A 16,972-nucleotide genomic window follows, 5' to 3' on the forward strand; every position below is an offset into this window, starting at 1 on the left:
TTTTAATGAAGTATGTATTGTACCTCTTTAAATAGATAATTTCGTATAGTTCCTGTTTGGTCCTCAAGGATAAACCGCCCGTCTGGTTCTACTCGTAACAAGCGGGCCATAAAATCTCCGTTAGCATCGGTGTACCGATGAAAACCTTCCTTGCGAAAAAGGGAGCAGGCATAGCGGTCGGCAATAAGAGATTGGATATCGGCTTTTCCGGTTGCCAGCAAATTATAGTAAGTTTTTATCCGTTTCATCACGGAAGCGAGTATCTGGGGACAGTCATACGACTGACCGTTGATTTGTTTCAGAGATACGGGATTGGGAGCGTCACTACAGAACGTTTCCTGATTGACGTTGATCCCGATCCCTGTGATGCTGCGGCTGATATGTACACCTGTCAGATCGTTTTCAATGAGCATGCCGCAAATTTTCTTGTCTTTCCAATATATATCGTTCGGCCATTTGATAGAAATGTTCGAAACATATCTTTCCAATTCTTCTTTAATGGCCAATGATATGATTTGCGATAGCAGGAATTGTCTGCGGGCTTTCAGAAAAGTGGGATAGAGGACAAAGCTGAACATCAGGTTTTGTCCGGCTTCCGATTCCCAACTGTTGCCGCGTTGACCTCTGCCCGAAGTTTGGAAATCGGCGGTTATGGTAGTCAGCTCTTCTACACATTGTTTGTTACAGAGTTCATTCAGGTATTTATTGGTCGAATCTGTCTCTTCCAAATGAATCAAAGGGACAGGGAATGTTTTAGGGAAGTGCATCATATTCGGCGCGTAATTTCTTCGTGAATTTTTTTATGACTTCTTCATATGAGTGATCTATTAACTGCTCTATCAGACGATCGTCTGCATCCAGGTCAAAGCAGACTTTATTCCAGTATTTCTTATTGAAGTGATAGGCACCCTCTATGGCGGTATAACGTTCACGCAGTTCAAGGGCATACTCAGGATCACATTTTAAGGCGATGGTATTGGCGCTTTCCAGATCGATAAGAGCAAACATTTTACCCATTACTTTTATTACGAGTGACACGTCATCGAATGGAAGACATTCAATCGTTCCTTTTTTGTTTAAACAGTATTCTCTGGCTCTTTCTACATTCATGTCTTTTTAAAATAAGGGTGGATAAAAAGCTTCTTTTATATGCTCTATTTTAAAATTGCCGGTCCGGCCTATGGCTGTGATGATATCAAAGCGTACCGGTGCGTCAATTTGGAAAAGTTTGATATAGGTATCTGCGGCTCTCACCGTGTTTTTTATCTTTTGGTGGGTTACTGCATCTTCCGGTTGCATGACATCATTGCTATTTCGTGTTTTGACCTCTACAACGATCAATTCATTATCCTTAGCTGCCACAATATCCAATTCGAGATGACCCTTTCGCCAGTTTCGGTGTCGGATCACATAACCACGGGCTTCCAGATAAGCTACCGCAGCAGTTTCTCCGGCTTTTCCTAATTCGTTGTGCTCGGCCATATTTTTTGAGTAGTCAGTAGTTAGAATTTAGTAGCTGGCAGCTGGGACTTAGTGGCTAATAACCATAATTTAGCTGTCGGAATGCAAAAATACTCTTTTTTATTCTTTGTTTTTACAGAAGGAAAAGTAATTTTGCAAAATATATGAAAAGGAGAGGGAAAAAGTGTCTGAGAATGCACGACGAAGTTACAAAGCGTGAACGGAGGATGAGCATTTTATTAAGCGAAGACGAGCAGATGATTGTAGATCGTTATTTGGAAAAGTATAAGATCACAAATAAATCACGTTGGCTTCGCGAGACGATTCTTATGTTTATTCATAAGAATATGGAAGAAGATTATCCCACCCTTTTTGGTGAGCACGATATGAGACGCTGATAATGTAATGATATGCTGGATGATACTTATTTTATGAAGCAAGCGCTTGTTGAAGCGCAGAAAGCGGCTGATAGGGGAGAAGTTCCCGTAGGTGCTGTGGTCGTATGTAAGGAGCGTATTATCGGGCGTGCCCACAATCTGACGGAAACACTGAATGATGTGACTGCCCATGCCGAGATGCAAGCCATCACTGCTGCCGCTAATGTTCTTGGTGGAAAATATCTGAATGAATGTACGCTCTATGTAACTGTGGAACCCTGCGTAATGTGTGCCGGGGCTATAGCTTGGGCACAAACTGGAAGATTAGTATTTGGAGCGGAAGACGAGAAGCGTGGATATCAACGGTATGCCGCTCAGGCATTGCACCCCAAAACGATCGTTGTCAAAGGGGTGCTTGCGGAAGAGTGTGCTGCATTGATGAAAGCCTTTTTTGCGGCGAAAAGATGAATAATTATTAATTAATTTCTTCAAAGTCAACGTATTCTCCTTCGTCTTTCGTGAAGATCTTCTTATGCTTTCGGGGGTGGATGTTCTCTTCCGTATTGTATACTTCCTCTTCTTCCTCTCTTCTTTGAGAACTTTGCTGTTGTCTCCTCTCACCGGATGTTGCATAAGTGTGCGGAGTTGGTCGTGAACGTCGTCCGAAGCCGAAAATAGCTCGTAGGATGCCGCCTATGACTGAGACGCCGATAATAAAGATAGCTATGATAAAAATGAATATTAATCCTAAGATATGCATGGGCTATTAGTTTTATACGTTGTTTGAAACTGATAGTACAACAAACGTGCCAAAAGGATTGTTTATTTATTTTTTCTTGTAAAAAGTGAAAGTATAATATACCATACGATTACTGCTGCAAATCCGCTAATGCCTAATAAAATAAGTAGTGGAATACATATGATCAGAAAGATGAAACTGACTTTGTTGTCTTTCCAGGATAAATTTTTAAATTTTAATGAGAACATTGGAATCTCCGACACCAATAGCCATGAAAAAAGCATTACCAATATCAAAATGTAGACGGGATGACAAGCCGGAGTTATGAGAAAATCATGGGCTCCTACTATCAATGATCCCCAAAACAGTGCATTGGCAGGTACCGGAAGACCGATAAAAGAAGTAGTTTGACGAGTGTCATTATTGAATTTAGCTAATCGCAGGCCTGAAAACACTGCAATAAGAAAAGCTGCATATGGCATATAAGGAGCTATGAATTCGATATTTGCAGGATAGTGCATCTCTTTAAATAGGGAGAAGATGATAAATGCAGGTGCTGCGCCAAAACTGATGTCGTCAGCCAATGAATCCAAATCTTTACCGATTGGGGAATGAGCATTCAGTAAGCGTGCCAGCATGCCATCGAAAAAGTCAAAAACCGCACTTAGTATAATAAAAATAAAAGCCAATTCGTAGCGTGCTTCAAAAGCCATGACACAAGCAATGCAACCGGAAAAAAGATTTAGGCAGGTTACTGTGTTGGGGATATATTTAGTGAAAATGTTTGCCATTGTGACAGTTTTTATTTCAGTTTGGCGATAACCGTTTGATTACCGGTTGTTAATTGTCCCATTGTAACACATATCTCTGTACCCAATGGAAGGTATACATCCACACGCGAACCGAATTTGATGAATCCCATGTGCTCGTCGATGTAACACTCTTCGCCTACTTCGGCATAAGTGACGATGCGGCGTGCCATTGCTCCGGCAATCTGACGTGTCAGAATCTCCACACCTTCCGGGGTTTCGATGACTACTGTAGAGCGCTCGTTTTCTGTGCTGGCTTTGGGCAGCCAGGCTTTCATGAATTTACCATTGTGGTGGGATACCTTTTTCACTGTCCCGTCTACCGGATACCAATTGGCATGTACGTTCAGGATGCTCATAAAGATAGATACCATAATACGACGGTCGTGAAAATATTCGTGTTCGTCCACTTCCTCGATAACTACAATCTTGCCATCAGCGGGTGCTACGACTATCTTTTCCGTTTCTTCTCCGAAAAGACGCTTCGGACAACGGAAGAAGTTAACCATCAATCCGTAAACGATGATACTGGTCAGAACCACCAGATAAAAAGGCAGTTTACATTCTATTCCATAGTAAAGGGCGACATTGATAAGTAGTAGTAACAGCAAGCTGCCCCATAATATGTGTGTGCCTTCACGGTGAATACGTATCTTTTTTAATTTCTTAAGTCGACCCATGTGCGCTAATGAATGATAATTGTCTGCAAAAATATACTTAATTTGAAAATCCAGCAAGTAAATAGCGATAGAAATACACATGTTGATAACTTTTTGGGCATTATTTTTGTTAGTAACCTTATAGATTGTACTTTTATGGCTCAAAATAATCAACCTATCAATATGCAGGATTTCGTTCATTTACATGTCCATACCCAGTATTCGCTTCTGGATGGCCAGGCCAGTGTCAGTGCGCTGGTTGATAAAGCGATGAAGAACGGGATGAAGGGAATTGCGGTTACCGATCACGGAAATATGTTCGGTATCAAGGAATTCACGAACTATGTCAATAAGAAAAACAGTGGGCCGAAAGGCGAGATAAAGGACCAGAAGAAACGTCTGGCTGCTATTGAAGCCGGAAAAGTGGAGTGCGAAGACAAGGAGGCGGAAATAGCCGCTTGTAAGGCTAAAATAGCGGAAGCGGAAGCGAAATTATTCAAGCCCATCATAGGTTGTGAGATGTATGTAGCCCGCCGTACGTTGGATAAGAAAGAAGGGAAACCCGACCAAAGTGGCTATCACTTGATTGTTCTTGCCAAAAATGAGAAAGGATACCATAATCTTATAAAGTTAGTGTCTAAGGCTTGGACGAAAGGATATTATATGCGTCCGCGTACAGATCGCAACGAATTGGAAAAGTATCACGAAGGCCTGATTGTGTGTTCGGCTTGTTTGGGAGGGGAAGTACCCAAGAAAATAACTCAGGGATTGCTGGATGAAGCAGAGGAAGCCATTCAGTGGTATAAAAATCTGTTCGGAGAAGATTATTATCTGGAACTTCAGCGTCATAAGGCTACTGTGCCCCGCGCGAACCACGAGGCATATCCTTTGCAGGTAAATGTGAATAAGCACCTTATTGAATATTCAAAAAAATATAATGTAAAGCTGATCTGTTCGAACGACGTTCATTTCGTGAATGAAGAGCATGCTGAGGCGCATGATCGTCTTATCTGCCTAAGTACGGGCAAGGATTTGGACGATCCGAAACGTATGCTTTATACCAAACAGGAATGGATGAAGACTCGTGAGGAGATGAACGAACTCTTTGCTGATGTTCCGGAAGCATTGAGCAATACACTCGAAATTCTTGATAAAGTAGAGTACTACTCCATCGACCATGCGCCCATTATGCCTACTTTTGCTATTCCCGAAGATTTCGGAACGGAAGAAGAATACCGCAAAAAGTATACGGAGAAAGATCTTTTCGACGAATTTACACAAGATGAGAATGGAAACGTAGTGTTGAGCGAAGAGGCGGCAAACGATAAGATAAAGCGTTTGGGTGGTTATGATAAATTATATCGTATCAAGCTCGAAGCGGATTATCTGAAAAAGCTGACCTTTGACGGTGCGAAGAAATTTTATGGAGACCCTTTGAGTCCGGAAGTAAAGGAACGGCTTGTTTTTGAATTGCATATCATGAAGACGATGGGTTTTCCGGGATACTTCCTGATTGTGCAGGACTTTATCGCTGCAGGCCGGAACATGGGTGTTTCCATCGGGCCGGGACGTGGATCGGCAGCAGGATCGGCTGTTGCATATTGTTTGCAGATTACGAAAATCGACCCGATTCAGTATGACTTGCTGTTTGAGCGTTTCCTGAACCCGGATCGTATTTCATTGCCTGATATCGATATTGACTTTGATGATGACGGACGCGGTGAAGTGCTTCGTTGGGTAACAGAAAAATATGGTCATGAGAAGGTGGCTCATATTATTACATATGGTACGATGGCAACGAAATTGGCTATCAAGGATGTGGCGCGTGTACAGAAACTGCCTCTTTCTGAATCGGACAGACTGGCGAAATTGGTGCCTGATAAAATACCTGATAAAAAGCTGAATTTGCGGAATGCCATCGATTATGTGCCGGAGTTGCAGGCGGCTGAGGCTTCGCCTGATCCGTTGGTGCGTGATACATTGAAATATGCTTTGATGCTCGAAGGTAATGTGCGTGGTACAGGTGTACATGCCTGTGGTACCATTATCTGCCGGGATGATATAACCGACTGGGTGCCGGTAAGTACGGCCGATGATAAGGAAACAGGCGAAAAGATGCTTGTTACCCAGTATGAGGGATCGGTTATTGAAGATACGGGATTGATTAAGATGGACTTTTTGGGATTGAAAACTTTGTCCATCATTAAGGAAGCGGTTGAAAATATTCGGTTGAGTAAAGGAGAAAAGCTGGATATCGATACGATTTCCATTAAAGACCCGGCTACTTACAAGCTCTATAGTGACGGGCGTACGGTCGGTACGTTCCAGTTTGAGTCTGCCGGCATGCAAAAATACCTGAGGGAGTTGCAACCTACGACTTTTGAAGACTTGATTGCCATGAATGCCCTTTATCGTCCGGGACCGATGGATTACATTCCCGATTTCATCGATCGTAAACACGGACGCAAACCGATCGAGTATGATATTCCCATAATGGAGAAATATCTGAAAGATACATACGGTATTACTGTATATCAGGAACAGGTGATGCTCCTGTCCCGTTTGTTGGCCGATTTTACCCGTGGAGAGTCGGATGCTCTGCGTAAGGCGATGGGTAAGAAATTGCGTGATAAGCTGGACCACATGAAACCAAAGTTCATTGAAGGTGGTCGGAAGAATGGGCACGATCCGAAAGTATTGGAAAAAATATGGACTGACTGGGAGAAGTTTGCTTCGTATGCGTTTAATAAATCGCATGCTACTTGTTATTCATGGGTGGCTTATCAGACAGCTTATCTGAAAGCAAATTATCCGTCGGAGTATATGGCTGCCGTTATGAGTCGAAGCTTGTCGAACATTACCGATATCACGAAGCTGATGGATGAATGTAAGGCAATGGGTATTCAGGTATTGGGGCCGGATGTGAATGAAAGTAACTTGAAGTTTACGGTAAACAAGCATGGTGACATTCGCTTTGGCCTTGGTGCTGTAAAAGGAGTAGGAGAGGCTGCAGTACAGAGTATCATGGACGAACGGCGGGCAAATGGTCCGTATAAGGGTATCTTTGATTTTGTACAGCGGGTCAACTTGAATGCTTGTAATAAGAAGAATATGGAATGCCTTGCGTTGTCGGGTGGTTTTGATAGTTTTCCGGAGTTGAAACGTGAACAGTTTTTTGCTGTCAATTCGAAAGGAGAAGTTTTCCTTGAAACACTGATGCGTTATGGTAACCGTTACCAAGCCGACAAGGCGGCTGCGGTTAATTCGTTGTTTGGCGGAGAAAATGTGATCGATATTGCAACACCGGAGATTCTGCCGGCTGAGCGTTGGGGAGATTTGGAACGTCTGAATAAAGAGAGGGAACTGGTAGGTATCTATCTGTCGGCTCATCCGTTGGACGAATATGCCATTGTGCTCGATCATGTTTGCAATACGCATATGGCCGAACTTGAAGATAAGACTGCTTTGGCCGGTAGGGAGATTACGATGGGAGGTATTGTGACCAGTGTGCGCAGAGGAATCAGCAAGAACGGTAATCCTTACGGCATTGCCAAGATAGAAGATTATTCCGGCTCGGCAGAACTTCCTTTCTTCGGAAACGATTGGGTTACCTTCCAGGGTTATCTGGGTGAAGGTACTTTCTTGTTTATAAAGGCGCGTTGCCAGCCTAAGCAATGGCGTCCGGAAGAATTGGATGTCAAGATCACCTCGATGGAGTTGCTTCCCGATGTAAAAGAGAAATTAGTGGAGAAGATTACAATTCTGATTCCTTTGTCTGCTTTGAACTCTGCTCTTGTGGCGGAACTGTCTTCATTGACCAAAGATCATCCGGGAAATACCGAGCTTTATTTTAAGGTAACCGATAAGGATGAAAAGATGGTGGTCGATCTGATATCCCGCCCGGTAAAATTGTCGGTAGGGAGAGAATTGATCTCTTATTTAAAGGAACGTCCCGAACTTGAGTTTCGGATAAATTGATTATATTTGCAACGTAGCACGGAGGGTATATAAAACTTCCGGGCTGCTTAATTCTAACTATTAACTTTTAAAATTATGGCTTTAGAAATTACAGACAGCAACTATAAGGAGATCCTCACAGAAGGAAAGCCGGTTGTTGTTGACTTTTGGGCCCCTTGGTGCGGGCCTTGTAAGATGGTAGGTCCTATCATCGAGGAATTGGCAACGGAGTTTGAAGGACAGGTTATCATCGGTAAATGCGATGTAGATGAAAATAGCGATATGGCTGCCGAATATGGTATCCGTAATATTCCGACTGTTCTTTTTTTTAAGAACGGAGAGATTGTAGATAAGCAGGTAGGTGCGGTTGGCAAACCTGTATTTGTGGAAAAAGTGAAGAACTTATTATAATTTATAAGCTTTCAACTTAATAACATTGAACTATGGGACTGGAAGACGATTTTTTACTTGCTGATGCCGATGATGAAAAAACCATCGAGTATATCAAAAACTATTTGCCGCAGGAACTGAAGGAAAAGTTCACTGATGATGAACTTTACTATTTCTTGGATTTGATTGACGAGTATTACTCTGAAAGTGGTATCTTGGATGCCCAACCCGATGAAGAAGGTTATGTCAACATTGACCTGGAGCAAGTGGTGGACTATATTGTTAAGGAGGCCAAGAAAGATGAAATGGGAGAGTTTGATCCCGAAGAGATTCTTTTTGTGGTACAGGGAGAAATGGAATATGGAAACTCTCTGGGGCAAGTAGAATAACTCTTTCCGGAATTCCTGTTGTAGCTAAGTAGTCAAGTAGTTAAGTAGTCAAGTAGTAAGTAGTCAAGTAGAAATGATTTGCCTAATGTATTTCTCTTACTTACCTACTTAACTATCTACTACTCACTACTTGACTACTTAGCTACTTAACTACTTACTACTCTTTTATCATATCTCTTCTAAGGCATAATATTGATAATCCCTCAACAGCGTTTGCAGAAATTTCTCATCATTTCCTTCTATCTGTTTTATGGATAGGAGTGTACGTACTTTATCGGCCAGTTGGCGTATACGCCGGGTACGGTCTTTACTTCCAGAAGCGAGCGTTTTATTAATTACATTCACTTGTTCCAGTGATAAGTCGGCTGCCGGAGGATATACCGGATGGTAACCTTTGGTCAGGTAGTCGTATTCGTCGAGACTGACTTGTATTTTACGATAATTTTTTTCTTTGATGACCATCGTTCCGGCGGCCAGATCGCCCAAACGTTGATGATTCTTAGTCAATAAAATGACGATAACTCCCAATCCGCCTGTGATCGGTAAATCGATAGGAAAGAGAAGCCAACGCAGCAGATAAGAACTAAGACTCGGTGTGGATCCGTCAGCTTTCACCACCCGGATATTCAGCAAGCGTTTTCCCAGACTTTGCCCGCGATTGAAGACTTCGCACAACAACGAATAACAGAGTACCGGCAGGTAAACAATCACAAAAAGAAAGAAGAATGAAAAGCCGGAATAAGCGTGAATCCTAAGATAAGACAGAGTAACACTGAATCCTATTACATAAATGAACAGGAAGAAATAGTCTATAATCAGAGCCAGCATACGTTCGCCTATACTTGCCGGTGTCTGGCTGATACGTACAAACTGCCCTGTAATAATAGTGGATTCTGCCATTTCTATTTAAACATTTTTGTGATTCCGTTGCAAATATATCATAAATCTCTTACTTTTGCTTCGGATTCGGACAAAACTTCTATTCGAATCCCTTAAACGATGAAAGAAGTTACGTTTATTCGCCGGAACATTGAAAAATGGAAAGAGACAGAGAAGGTGGTGGAGAAAGCTGATAAGTTTAATCCCGACCGTCTGGCCGACGCATATACGGAACTTACCGCCGATTTAGCTTTTGCACAGACCCATTATCCTTCTTCCCGTATCACCATTTATCTCAATAATCTGGCTTTTGCATTGCACAATGTGATTTATCGCAATAAGCGCGAAAAGTGGACTCGGATTATTACTTTCTGGACGCAGGAAGTGCCGCAAACGATGCATGATGCCCGTAAGGAATTGTTGGTATCTTTTCTCATTTTCGCTGCCAGTGTTGTGATAGGTATCATTTCGGCTTGGAATGATCCGAACTTTGTCCGGTTGATTCTGGGCAATGGCTATGTGGATATGACACTTGAAAATATAGCTAACGGTGAACCGATGGCGGTATATAACGGTTCGGAGGAGATGCCTATGTTCTTGGGCATTACGCTGAATAATATCATGGTATCTTTCAATTGCTTTGCGATGGGATTGTTGACCAGTTTCGGAACAGGGTATATGTTGCTTTCCAATGGAATCATGGTAGGGGCTTTTCAGACTTTCTTTTACGGAGAGGGACTGTTGGCCGAATCTATGCTGGCCATCTGGCTGCACGGTACGCTTGAGATATGGGCGATCATTGTGGCAGGTGCTGCCGGACTGGCACTTGGAAATGGCTGGCTGTTTCCGGGTACTTATTCGCGCACCGCTTCTTTCCGGCGGGGAGCCAAGAGGGGATTGAAAATAGTTGTGGGAACCGTTCCGGTATTTATCATGGCGGGTTTTATAGAAGGTTTCCTTACGCGTCATACCGAGTTTCCAACGGTACTCCGGTTAGGTATTATTCTGCTTTCACTTGCATTTATTATCTTCTACTATATTTATTTACCAAATAGAAAACAACATGGAGTCACAAAAAGCTAAAGTAGCAATGTATGTAAAGCGTTCTTTCGGGGATAAGATGAACGCTTCATTTGATTTTATAAAGGAGAACTGGAAACCTTTGTTCAAGTTTGCCACGTATCTGATATTGCCCTTGTGTCTGATTCAGGCATTGAGCCTGAATGGGCTGATGAATGGCTCTATGGGTATCACGATGGGGGTTAAGGCCGGCGCTGCCAATCCTTTGGCAGATTTCGGAACGATGTTCTGGGTGAATTACGGATTGACTATAATTTGTTACCTCATCGGCTCTGTTATCCTTACCTCACTGGTTTATGCACTGATCAAGACCTACAATGAACGTGAAGAGCGCTTGGAAGGAGTTACCCTTTCTTCTTTGAAATCTCTGTTGTTTAAAAATGTGGGCCGGTTGTTGAAACTTACCTTGTTCGGTATATTGATAATGATTATCCTATGTGTGGTTATGGGGTTGTTGGCCGCTCTTACTCCTTTCACCTTGATTCTCACTCTTCCGATGTTGGTGGCTTGTGTGATTCCTCTGTCTTTGTTTTCGCCGATTTATTTGTTTGAAAATATCGGTATCTGGGAAGCATTCAAAAAGACGTACCGTTTGGGATTTGCGACTTGGGGCGGTGTTTTTCTCATTGCTTTGATAATGGGATTGATTGGCGGTATCCTGCAAGGTATCACAATGCTGCCCTGGTATGTGGCTACTATTGTGAAATACTTTTTCGCTATGAGTGATAGTGGAAGTGCGGTTACCATCTCTCCCGTTTATAATTTCTTCCTCTATTTAATGGGGATTCTACAGGCTTTCGGAATGTATCTTTCTACCATATTCACCATTATCGGCCTGGCTTATCAATACGGACATGCTTCCGAAGTGGTGGACAGTGTTTCTGTAGAAGAAGACATTGATAATTTCGATAATCTTTGATAGTACGATCGGATGACTGCACCAGCCGATACGATCGTTTATGACTCGCTCACCGTTGCCTATTGGCAAGGTCAACCGGAGTATGATTATAACCGTGAATTAATCACGCCTGAGTTCGATCTCATTGCGTGGCTTAATTTGTGGTTGGGTAAGTTGTTGCAGAAAATATTCGGTAGCACATTTGCTGAAAAATATACGGAAACGATCTTGGTTGCGTTGTTTGTCGTTGCGCTATTATTGATTGTCTGGTTTATCTATAAGAAGCGTCCGGAACTGTTTATGCGTTCGAAAAGAACTTTGCCCTACCGCGTGGAGGAGGATACCATCTATGGCGTGGATTTTCAGAAAGAGATAGACGCGGCCGTTTTCCGCAATGATTACCGGGAAGCAGTGAGACTGCTTTATCTTCAGACCTTGAAGTTTTTGAGTGACGCCGGGAAAATAGACTGGCAACCTTATAAGACGCCGACCGAGTATATTTATGAAATAAAGATTGACACCCTGAAAACTCCTTTCCGTGAATTGACCAATCGTTTTCTTCGCGTTCGCTATGGTAACTTTGAAGCAACCGTTGTCCTTTATCGTGAGATGCAAGCCTTTCAGAAGGAAATGGTAGAAGGAGGTGGGGTATGAAAGGCAGTCGTTGGTTTATTCTCGCTATGGTGCTCTTTCTGGCTGTCATGTTTCTGGTGGAATATAACCTGCCGAAGAAGTTTGTGTGGAATCCTACTTTCAGCCGGTATGATTACCAGCCGTTCGGATGTGCTATTTTCGATGATGTGCTGACGGATTCCTGGCCGGGAGATTATTATTTGAATGATTGGACTTTCTATAATTTTGAGAATGATACGACGGACGAACCTCTTGCCATACTTGCTGTTGCCCAGCGCTTTCAGTTTACGAAAACCGATAGAAATGCGATTATGCGTCTGGCAGAACGGGGGAATAAGGTGATACTGGCGGCTACCGGTTTTTCGCTGTCCGATACATTAGGGTATGATATGTCTTATGCATGGTTTCGTGCTTCGGAGTTAAAGAAATATGTAGGGGCGGTCAATCGTCGCGACAGCCTGTATTGGTTGGCTGATTCTGCGAGTGCTTATCCTGCGGCGATCTTCGAGGTTTATCCGCAACTGTGTGATGCCTTTTTTACAAAATATGATTCGCTTTCCATACCCTTGGTGAGGAGAGACCGGGCAGCCGCGTCACGAAAAGACTCGATAACGTTAGCTGCAGATAGTCTGATACGAAGCCAGTTGAAAGATACATTGCCCGAGTCGCAGGATTCGGTACGATTTCCTGTTGAATTGCCTACGGGAGTGCTTGCTCTGCGGCGTCCTGTAGGAAAAGGAGAGATTGTCCTTATCTCTACTCCTCTGCTGTTTACCAATTATGGTGCACTCGATAAAAATAATGCCGCTTATATCTTCCGTTTGCTCTCACCGGCGAAAGACTTGCCGTTGTATCGCACGGAGGCTTATAATAAATCGGAGTATGAACAACGTTCGCCATTCCGTTATTTTCTGTCGCAGCCACCTCTTCGCTGGGGGCTTTATCTGACGATGATTGCACTCGTGCTCTTCATGGCGTTTACTGCTCGTAGGCGGCAGAGACCGATTCCGGTTATCCGCCAACCGGAGAACAAGACACTGGAATTTACCGAACTGATAGGGACGCTATACTTTCAGAAGAAGAATCATGCGGATTTGGTGCGTAAGAAGTTTACTTATTTTGCAGAGGCTTTGCGACGGAATATACAGGTAGATGTGGAAGAGGAGGTCGATGAAGGAACCCTTTACCGGAAAATAGCCTACAAAACGGGTATGGAAGAAGAGAAGATTGCAAGGCTCTTTGCCGGCTTGCGGCCTGTCATCAAGGGGGAGCGGAACGTTTCGGAACAGGAGATGAAAGATTATATAGACGGCATGAATGAAATATTAAGCCGGATGTAGATGATAATAAATGAAATATTGAACCCGATATAATAGATAGCTTATGAATGATATGAATGAACCCATGGCAGAAGCAACGCCTTCCGCATCTTTTGTGGAAGAGGTACAGAATGAAGTTCCACGTACTGATTTAACTCTTTTTGCCGAAAAGATCGGTGCGCTGAAAGCACGGATCGCTTCGATCATTGTGGGACAGGAACGCACGGTAGATCTTGTCCTTACAGCGATTCTTGCCAACGGTCATGTGCTGATAGAGGGTGTGCCCGGTGTGGCGAAAACATTGCTTGCCCGTCTTACGGCGCGTCTGATCGACGCTGAGTTTAGCCGCGTACAGTTTACACCCGATCTGATGCCGAGTGATGTGTTGGGTACTACGGTTTTTAATTTGAAGACCAATGAGTTTGATTTCCATCGCGGTCCTGTATTTGCCGATGTGGTGTTGGTAGACGAGATCAACCGTGCTCCGGCAAAAACACAGTCCGCCCTTTTTGAAGTGATGGAGGAACGGCAGGCCAGTATCGACGGCTCAACTTACCGGATGGGAGAACTTTATACCATTCTTGCCACTCAGAACCCGGTGGAACAGGAGGGTACGTATAAACTTCCTGAAGCTCAGCTCGACCGTTTCCTGATGAAGATAACGATGGATTATCCGTCGCTGGAAGAGGAGGTGAGCATTCTTGAACGTCATCATACGAATGCTGCTTTGGTGAAGCTGGAAGATGTTCATCCCGTAATTACCCGTGACGAATTGCTGGCATTCCGCAAGCTGATGGATAAGGTGTTCGTGGATCGCACACTGTTGCAGTATATTGCTCTTATCGTGCAGCAAACCCGTACCAGTAAAGCGGTTTATCTGGGTGCTTCGCCCCGTGCTTCTGTGGCTATGTTGCAGTCCTCCAAGGCGTATGCCCTTCTGCAGGGACGCGATTTCGTAACTCCCGAGGACATTAAGTTCGTAGCTCCCTATGTACTCCAGCACCGCCTTATTCTCACAGCAGAAGCAGAAATGGAAGGCTATTCTCCGGTAAAGGTGACGCAACGGCTCATCGACAAAGTAGAGGTACCGAAATGAGGGGAGAGTTGAGATGGGAGAAGGGAGAAGGGAGATGGGAGAAGGAAAAGTTGCCATTGAATATCGACTAAAAGTCTTGAAACGGAAACTGATGGAGCAAAAACTTCATCGAACAAGAAGCTTATAAACAATAGAGAATGAGTTAAATAATAAAGAATGAGTCTACTTTAAAAAGTGCATTTTAGCACTTTTACCCCCATTCAGAAGTGTCTGTAGGGCGTTAATTTCTGACGAAAAAGACTTTTTAAAGTGGACTCAAGTATAAAAAAGAGTTATTTCAATCGTAAATCGTAAATCGTCAAATCGTAAATAAATTCATGTATTTGTCCCGGCGTTTTTATCTGTTTATCCTTGTCATTATCCTGCTGCTTTGCGGCGGGTATATGTTGGGTACTCTGTTCCTGTTGGGGCAGATCGCATTGGCTGTTTTAATTTTTGCGGTTGCGATGGATTTTCTTCTTCTCTATCGCACGAAGGGGATCAGGAGTTTCCGGCAATGTTCTTCCCGTTTCTCGAATGGAGATGATAACGAGGTACATTTGCGCGTGGAAAGCAGCTATGCTTTCCCTGTCCGGTTGTCGGTTATCGATGAGGTGCCTGTTATATTCCAGCAGCGTGATATCTGTTTTAATTTGTCTCTCGGAAGCGGTGAAGGGAAAACGATTACCTATCATTTGCATCCCACCCGGCGGGGGACGTATGGTTTCGGATACATCCGTGTGTTTGTTACTACGCGTATCGGACTGATTGAACGTCGTTTTACAGATGCCGGGCCACAAAAGATAAAAGTATATCCCTCTTACTTGATGTTACACCGTTACGAGTTGCTTGCTATGAGTGATAACCTCACGGAATTAGGTATAAAGAAAATCCGGAAAGTGGGTCATCAGACGGAGTTCGAACAGATAAAGGATTATGTGAAAGGAGATGATTATCGTACGATCAACTGGAAAGCCAGTGCACGGCGGCATCAGCTAATGGTCAATGTATATCAGGACGAACGTTCGCAGCAGATATATAATGTGATAGACAAAGGGCGTATCATGCAGCAGGCTTTTAAAGGAATGACCTTGTTGGATTATGCCATCAATGCCTCACTTGTTCTTTCGTATGTGGCTATACGTAAAGATGATAAAGCGGGGCTGGTGACTTTTAACGAACATTTCGATACCTTTGTCCCTGCTTCCAAGCAGACGGGGCAGATGCAGACTTTGCTCGAAAGTCTTTATGCGCAGGAGACCACTTTCGGGGAAACCGACTTCTCCGCCCTGTGCGTGCACTTGGCCAAACATATAGGGAAACGCAGTTTGTTAATACTCTATACCAATTTCAGTAACCTCAACAGTATGAATCGGCAACTGCCTTATCTGCAACAACTGTCTCGCCAGCATCGCTTATTGGTGGTGTTCTTTGAAGATGCCGATCTGAAAGAATATGTTGCCGGCAAACCTGCGGACACTGAGGGGTATTATCGTCATGTCATTGCCGAGAAGTTTGCGTATGAGAAACGGCTTATCGTAAATACGCTAAAACAGCACGGCATCTATTCCGTCCTGACTACTCCCGATAATTTGTCTGTCGATGTTATCAATAAATATTTGGAGATGAAGTCGAGACAGTTGATATGATGGTTAGCGGTTAAACGATAGGTGACAAGCGATTAGTGATAAGTGGTTAATGGTTAGTGATAAGTGATTGATATGTTATCATTTTCCGGATTGTAATCGATGCCGGTTTGTCATTGTCTCCTGTTTTTGTCAAGAGCAGATTTACTTATTCTTAACTAAGAAGAACGTCATCCGGCAAAAAGTACCTTTTCTACTGCAACCGATAATGCAAAGCGTTGTAACAAGTAATGAAACGAACCGTAACATGCCGTGTGACGAACCGTAACATGCCGGCATATTTCCGGCAAACACTGTTCTAAAGTATACTAAATATCCTGTTTGGAACCCCTTTCACGGGTATATATAAAAGAAAGGAGGAAATCTTGCGATCTCCTCCTTTATGTACAGTTTAACTGAATCTACTTTATGATTACATTGGCAAATATACTACATTCTAATCGTAATTCCAAGAGAATGGAGGAAAAAGAAGGCCATCCCAATCAATAACAATCCCAATATACCGTAAACAATTCGGGCACGGGTACGACCTATTCGTCTGACAACAGCTTGTGCATTGTGTGCAGTGAAGAACCATCCCCAATTTAATAATGAAGCAAGGAGGGAGATGGTTCCGGCAAGGGCGAACAGACCCAGAATAAAGTAGTGCGGTGTCATCGTT

19 protein-coding genes are annotated in these 16,972 nt (G+C 43.4%); 11 read left to right on the top strand and 8 right to left on the bottom strand.

What is annotated here, in order from left to right; all coding sequences use genetic code 11:
* Positions 1 to 2: 2 nt before the first annotated feature.
* From QVP90_RS17395 to QVP90_RS17405, 3 genes are read right to left on the bottom strand one after another with little or no spacing between them, the layout of a single operon-like run.
* Positions 3 to 770 (bottom strand): biotin--[acetyl-CoA-carboxylase] ligase, encoded by a 768-nt coding sequence (locus QVP90_RS17395; RefSeq protein ID WP_005925966.1) that lies wholly within the window; start codon positions 768 to 770, stop codon positions 3 to 5.
* Positions 754 to 1,110 carry an MmcQ/YjbR family DNA-binding protein gene (locus QVP90_RS17400; protein WP_005925963.1) on the bottom strand — a complete coding sequence of 119 codons (357 nt, stop codon included), beginning with the start codon at positions 1,108 to 1,110 and terminating at the stop codon, positions 754 to 756. Before QVP90_RS17400 ends, QVP90_RS17395 begins: the two co-directional genes overlap by 17 nt.
* Before the next feature lie 6 nt (positions 1,111 to 1,116).
* Positions 1,117 to 1,482 (bottom strand): YraN family protein, encoded by a 366-nt coding sequence (locus QVP90_RS17405; protein WP_021937130.1) that lies wholly within the window; start codon positions 1,480 to 1,482, stop codon positions 1,117 to 1,119.
* 143 nt (positions 1,483 to 1,625) lie between these two features.
* On the opposite strand from QVP90_RS17405, the gene QVP90_RS17410 reads away from it, so the two are divergent.
* Positions 1,626 to 1,859 (top strand): hypothetical protein, encoded by a 234-nt coding sequence (locus QVP90_RS17410; RefSeq protein WP_005925957.1) that lies wholly within the window; start codon positions 1,626 to 1,628, stop codon positions 1,857 to 1,859.
* Between the two features lie 12 nt (positions 1,860 to 1,871).
* Positions 1,872 to 2,306, top strand: a complete 435-nt coding sequence (locus tag QVP90_RS17415; RefSeq protein WP_007478758.1) for a nucleoside deaminase — start codon at positions 1,872 to 1,874, stop codon at positions 2,304 to 2,306.
* A 7-nt stretch (positions 2,307 to 2,313) separates the two neighbouring features.
* Here QVP90_RS17415 and QVP90_RS17420 read toward each other — a convergent pair whose 3' ends face one another.
* The 3 genes from QVP90_RS17420 to QVP90_RS17430 form a co-directional block, all read right to left on the bottom strand.
* Positions 2,314 to 2,598: a DUF4834 family protein gene (locus tag QVP90_RS17420; protein WP_021937131.1), complete on the bottom strand. Its 285-nt coding sequence runs from the start codon at positions 2,596 to 2,598 to the stop codon at positions 2,314 to 2,316.
* Positions 2,599 to 2,660: 62 nt separating this feature from the next.
* Complete coding sequence (gene pssA / locus QVP90_RS17425) at positions 2,661 to 3,368, bottom strand: CDP-diacylglycerol--serine O-phosphatidyltransferase (protein ID WP_005925949.1); 708 nt, start codon at positions 3,366 to 3,368, stop codon at positions 2,661 to 2,663.
* An 11-nt stretch (positions 3,369 to 3,379) separates the two neighbouring features.
* The gene (locus QVP90_RS17430; protein WP_025818970.1) at positions 3,380 to 4,066 is read right to left on the bottom strand and encodes a phosphatidylserine decarboxylase family protein; all 687 of its coding nucleotides are present in this window, start codon (positions 4,064 to 4,066) and stop codon (positions 3,380 to 3,382) included.
* Positions 4,067 to 4,228: 162 nt separating this feature from the next.
* Here QVP90_RS17430 and dnaE point away from each other — a divergent pair, with 162 nt between their 5' ends.
* The 3 genes from dnaE to QVP90_RS17445 all read left to right on the top strand — a co-directional run bounded on the left by dnaE (position 4,229) and on the right by QVP90_RS17445 (position 8,781).
* Positions 4,229 to 8,023 (top strand): DNA polymerase III subunit alpha, encoded by a 3,795-nt coding sequence (dnaE, locus tag QVP90_RS17435; RefSeq protein ID WP_005925943.1) that lies wholly within the window; start codon positions 4,229 to 4,231, stop codon positions 8,021 to 8,023.
* Between the two features lie 75 nt (positions 8,024 to 8,098).
* The gene (trxA, locus tag QVP90_RS17440; RefSeq protein ID WP_005925940.1) at positions 8,099 to 8,413 is read left to right on the top strand and encodes a thioredoxin; all 315 of its coding nucleotides are present in this window, start codon (positions 8,099 to 8,101) and stop codon (positions 8,411 to 8,413) included.
* Positions 8,414 to 8,445: 32 nt separating this feature from the next.
* On the top strand, positions 8,446 to 8,781 hold the full coding sequence (locus tag QVP90_RS17445) for a hypothetical protein (protein ID WP_005925937.1): 336 nt from the start codon (positions 8,446 to 8,448) through the stop codon (positions 8,779 to 8,781).
* A gap of 168 nt (positions 8,782 to 8,949) precedes the next feature.
* On the opposite strand, the gene QVP90_RS17450 is transcribed toward QVP90_RS17445, so the two are convergent.
* Positions 8,950 to 9,681: an RDD family protein gene (locus tag QVP90_RS17450; protein WP_021937132.1), complete on the bottom strand. Its 732-nt coding sequence runs from the start codon at positions 9,679 to 9,681 to the stop codon at positions 8,950 to 8,952.
* 99 nt (positions 9,682 to 9,780) lie between these two features.
* Here QVP90_RS17450 and QVP90_RS17455 point away from each other — a divergent pair, with 99 nt between their 5' ends.
* The 6 genes from QVP90_RS17455 (at position 9,781) to QVP90_RS17480 (ending at position 16,314) form a co-directional block, all read left to right on the top strand.
* Positions 9,781 to 10,743 (top strand): stage II sporulation protein M, encoded by a 963-nt coding sequence (locus QVP90_RS17455; protein WP_005925930.1) that lies wholly within the window; start codon positions 9,781 to 9,783, stop codon positions 10,741 to 10,743.
* Positions 10,724 to 11,659 carry a hypothetical protein gene (locus QVP90_RS17460; protein ID WP_005925928.1) on the top strand — a complete coding sequence of 312 codons (936 nt, stop codon included), beginning with the start codon at positions 10,724 to 10,726 and terminating at the stop codon, positions 11,657 to 11,659. Before QVP90_RS17455 ends, QVP90_RS17460 begins: the two co-directional genes overlap by 20 nt.
* 12 nt (positions 11,660 to 11,671) lie before the next feature.
* Positions 11,672 to 12,292: a DUF4129 domain-containing protein gene (locus tag QVP90_RS17465; protein WP_007478756.1), complete on the top strand. Its 621-nt coding sequence runs from the start codon at positions 11,672 to 11,674 to the stop codon at positions 12,290 to 12,292.
* Positions 12,289 to 13,611 carry a DUF4350 domain-containing protein gene (locus QVP90_RS17470; RefSeq protein ID WP_021937133.1) on the top strand — a complete coding sequence of 441 codons (1,323 nt, stop codon included), beginning with the start codon at positions 12,289 to 12,291 and terminating at the stop codon, positions 13,609 to 13,611. Before QVP90_RS17465 ends, QVP90_RS17470 begins: the two co-directional genes overlap by 4 nt.
* A gap of 64 nt (positions 13,612 to 13,675) precedes the next feature.
* Positions 13,676 to 14,686 (top strand): AAA family ATPase, encoded by a 1,011-nt coding sequence (locus QVP90_RS17475; RefSeq protein ID WP_085930784.1) that lies wholly within the window; start codon positions 13,676 to 13,678, stop codon positions 14,684 to 14,686.
* Positions 14,687 to 15,003: 317 nt separating this feature from the next.
* Entirely contained in the window at positions 15,004 to 16,314 is a 1,311-nt protein-coding gene (locus QVP90_RS17480) for a DUF58 domain-containing protein (protein ID WP_021937134.1), read from the top strand.
* 426 nt (positions 16,315 to 16,740) lie between these two features.
* Here QVP90_RS17480 and QVP90_RS17485 read toward each other — a convergent pair whose 3' ends face one another.
* Entirely contained in the window at positions 16,741 to 16,968 is a 228-nt protein-coding gene (locus tag QVP90_RS17485; protein WP_005925912.1) for an immunity 17 family protein, read from the bottom strand.
* Between the last annotated feature and the right edge of the window lie 4 nt (positions 16,969 to 16,972).

Source organism: Bacteroides sp. CAG:189 (assembly GCF_000432295.1).
Lineage (GTDB): Bacteria > Bacteroidota > Bacteroidia > Bacteroidales > Bacteroidaceae > Bacteroides > Bacteroides salyersiae.

Bases quoted from the DNA above. Each gene is read 5' to 3' on its own strand.
- QVP90_RS17400 (WP_005925963.1), bottom strand. From the start codon at position 1,110: ATGAATGTAGAAAGAGCCAGAGAATACTGTTTAAACAAAAAAGGAACG.
- dnaE (WP_005925943.1), top strand. From the start codon at position 4,229: ATGCAGGATTTCGTTCATTTACATGTCCATACCCAGTATTCGCTTCTG.
- QVP90_RS17430 (WP_025818970.1), bottom strand. From the start codon at position 4,066: ATGGGTCGACTTAAGAAATTAAAAAAGATACGTATTCACCGTGAAGGC.
- QVP90_RS17395 (WP_005925966.1), bottom strand. From the start codon at position 770: ATGATGCACTTCCCTAAAACATTCCCTGTCCCTTTGATTCATTTGGAA.
- QVP90_RS17465 (WP_007478756.1), top strand. From the start codon at position 11,672: ATGACTGCACCAGCCGATACGATCGTTTATGACTCGCTCACCGTTGCC.
- pssA (WP_005925949.1), bottom strand. From the start codon at position 3,368: ATGGCAAACATTTTCACTAAATATATCCCCAACACAGTAACCTGCCTA.
- QVP90_RS17450 (WP_021937132.1), bottom strand. From the start codon at position 9,681: ATGGCAGAATCCACTATTATTACAGGGCAGTTTGTACGTATCAGCCAG.
- QVP90_RS17410 (WP_005925957.1), top strand. From the start codon at position 1,626: ATGAAAAGGAGAGGGAAAAAGTGTCTGAGAATGCACGACGAAGTTACA.
- QVP90_RS17445 (WP_005925937.1), top strand. From the start codon at position 8,446: ATGGGACTGGAAGACGATTTTTTACTTGCTGATGCCGATGATGAAAAA.
- QVP90_RS17480 (WP_021937134.1), top strand. From the start codon at position 15,004: ATGTATTTGTCCCGGCGTTTTTATCTGTTTATCCTTGTCATTATCCTG.
- QVP90_RS17405 (WP_021937130.1), bottom strand. From the start codon at position 1,482: ATGGCCGAGCACAACGAATTAGGAAAAGCCGGAGAAACTGCTGCGGTA.
- QVP90_RS17455 (WP_005925930.1), top strand. From the start codon at position 9,781: ATGAAAGAAGTTACGTTTATTCGCCGGAACATTGAAAAATGGAAAGAG.
- QVP90_RS17485 (WP_005925912.1), bottom strand. From the start codon at position 16,968: ATGACACCGCACTACTTTATTCTGGGTCTGTTCGCCCTTGCCGGAACC.
- trxA (WP_005925940.1), top strand. From the start codon at position 8,099: ATGGCTTTAGAAATTACAGACAGCAACTATAAGGAGATCCTCACAGAA.
- QVP90_RS17475 (WP_085930784.1), top strand. From the start codon at position 13,676: ATGGCAGAAGCAACGCCTTCCGCATCTTTTGTGGAAGAGGTACAGAAT.
- QVP90_RS17460 (WP_005925928.1), top strand. From the start codon at position 10,724: ATGGAGTCACAAAAAGCTAAAGTAGCAATGTATGTAAAGCGTTCTTTC.
- QVP90_RS17470 (WP_021937133.1), top strand. From the start codon at position 12,289: ATGAAAGGCAGTCGTTGGTTTATTCTCGCTATGGTGCTCTTTCTGGCT.
- QVP90_RS17420 (WP_021937131.1), bottom strand. From the start codon at position 2,598: ATGCATATCTTAGGATTAATATTCATTTTTATCATAGCTATCTTTATT.
- QVP90_RS17415 (WP_007478758.1), top strand. From the start codon at position 1,872: ATGCTGGATGATACTTATTTTATGAAGCAAGCGCTTGTTGAAGCGCAG.